The following is a 1775-nucleotide window of genomic DNA, read 5'->3' on the forward strand; positions in this document are numbered from 1 at the left end:
TCAACACTAGGCTATATGAGCCCAGTGGAATATGAAAAAATCCATTCATAATGAATTGGTCTTAACTTCGTGTCAAGCAAACTGTGGAAAGTCCAGTGGATTTTTAGGATATACCAACTTAAACAAATCAATAGCATCCAAGGGAGCTAGCCCCCGATGCGGGAAAACAGTGTTAAGTGATATTTCATATTTATCGTTGGTATTTATTTTTTTCTAGGTATGATGAATGTTCGATTATTCTGTTCAAAGCCTAGTTTGGGATAATATTCGATTGCTTCCGGTGCCGCTATTAAAATTAAAGCCACTTCTTCACTAAGCTGTTCCCTCAAATAATGGATTAATGCCTTCCCAATACCCCGCTTTTGATATTGGCGATCTACTGCCAAATCTGACAAGTAACAACAATAGGAGTAATCGGTAATAGCTCTGGCTATACCGATTAACTGATCATTTAGCCAAGCTCCTATGACAATATCGGCATTCTTAATCATACGTTCAATTCTTTCCAAATCATCTGAAGGTCTTCGAATTCCAGAATTTTTAAAAACTCTTGAAACTTCTTTCGCTGTGATAGGTTTTGTATGCGAAAAAATAATATCCAAATTCAGTTCTCCTCGAAGAAAAATATTTTTTAAAATGGATTTGAGGTTTCGTCTAACGTTATTCATGAACCCGTGAACCTTAAGCCCCAACGGGGCCGTCAGGCTCTGCAGCGTGAATGCATTGTTCCCCAGTCTTCTTAAATCTACATTTTTATTATCGTTCTTAATCCATCCATAAATACTTTCACTGCAAAATACAAAAATATGATTGCTGATACTAATGAGATAGCTCTAATATAATTCTTTCCTAAGATCTTACCTGCCTTACTGCTGAGCATCGCCAATCCTAGGGACCACAGTAATCCTGCGACAAAAAAGCCTATCACAAACGAGATCAACGTCATTCGCTCAAACTTATTGATCTCTGCTACTATTGCACCAGTTACTACAGCAAACCATAAAATAACAGTCGGTGAAGATATGGCCACACCAATGCCGAATATAAAATCTTTCATTCCTGAACGATGAATTACCTCCGTCCCGGAAGTGATCTCTTGGGGGTTAATCGCCCCCTTGATCATCTTCAACGTTAAATAAAACAGCACAATAGTACCTACAATCCATAAAATCCATCTAACATAACTAATCTGAAATATTGCCGTAAAACCGATCAAAGCTAAAGTCAAATAAAATAAATCCCCAAAACATGATCCGAATCCGATTAAAAATGAATGCTTAAAACCGCGCTCAACCCCTGCTTTAATTATGGCTACGTTAACCATCCCTAAATCCAAACATAAGGAAAGCGAAAATAAAAAGCCCTGAATAAAAGAATAAATCATAGATGAATATTCCTTTTTTGTATCGATCTACTTATTAAAATAGGCCTTGATGCCGCCTATCCTTCGATTTGGACCCTATAGCAGAGTGGATTCTTATTCCATTATAGAAGCACGTGATGTACTCAAAAATCTTTTCCCTGGCTTCTTTCTTTGTTTTGAACTTATGCAGGTAAACGAGTTCTTTTTTCAACACTCTATGAAACGACTCAATACAAACGTTGTCGTACCGGACAACCGCCGGGAATCCAAGAAAATTCTGCGGATCCATTTTTCAAGCTGCTTACGGCGTTTGCTGAGATTGCTTTCCTTGCGTTTCGTCCATTCGTAGTAACCGCTTTTGGAAACGCCGAACACGGAGCACATCTTCGCGACACGGAACTGCAAGCGGTGT

General features: G+C 38.5%; 3 protein-coding genes and 1 pseudogene. All 4 read right to left on the minus strand.

The window, feature by feature from the left end:
- Nucleotides 1-203: 203 nt before the first annotated feature.
- Complete coding sequence (locus F560_RS0121990; protein ID WP_019007862.1) at nucleotides 204-602, minus strand: GNAT family N-acetyltransferase; 399 nt, start codon at nucleotides 600-602, stop codon at nucleotides 204-206.
- Between the two features lie 143 nt (nucleotides 603-745).
- A complete protein-coding gene (locus F560_RS0121995; protein WP_019007863.1) occupies nucleotides 746-1384 on the minus strand; it encodes a LysE family translocator in 639 nt (212 codons plus the stop codon).
- 34 nt (nucleotides 1385-1418) lie between these two features.
- The gene (locus F560_RS24065) at nucleotides 1419-1652 is read right to left on the minus strand and encodes an IS3 family transposase (protein WP_051088378.1); all 234 of its coding nucleotides are present in this window, start codon (nucleotides 1650-1652) and stop codon (nucleotides 1419-1421) included.
- A pseudogene (locus F560_RS26120) lies at nucleotides 1571-1775 on the minus strand (hypothetical protein); the annotation flags it as partial. The gene F560_RS24065 and the pseudogene F560_RS26120, both read right to left, overlap by 82 nt.

It is taken from the genome of Cohnella laeviribosi DSM 21336, assembly GCF_000378425.1.
Classification (GTDB): Bacteria; Bacillota; Bacilli; order Paenibacillales; family Paenibacillaceae; genus Cohnella; species Cohnella laeviribosi.

What these genes read in the sequence shown, in the direction of transcription:
- F560_RS0121995 (WP_019007863.1), bottom strand. Translation starts at nt 1,384, where the DNA reads ATGATTTATTCTTTTATTCAGGGCTTTTTATTTTCGCTTTCCTTATGT.
- F560_RS24065 (WP_051088378.1), bottom strand. Translation starts at nt 1,652, where the DNA reads ATGGATCCGCAGAATTTTCTTGGATTCCCGGCGGTTGTCCGGTACGAC.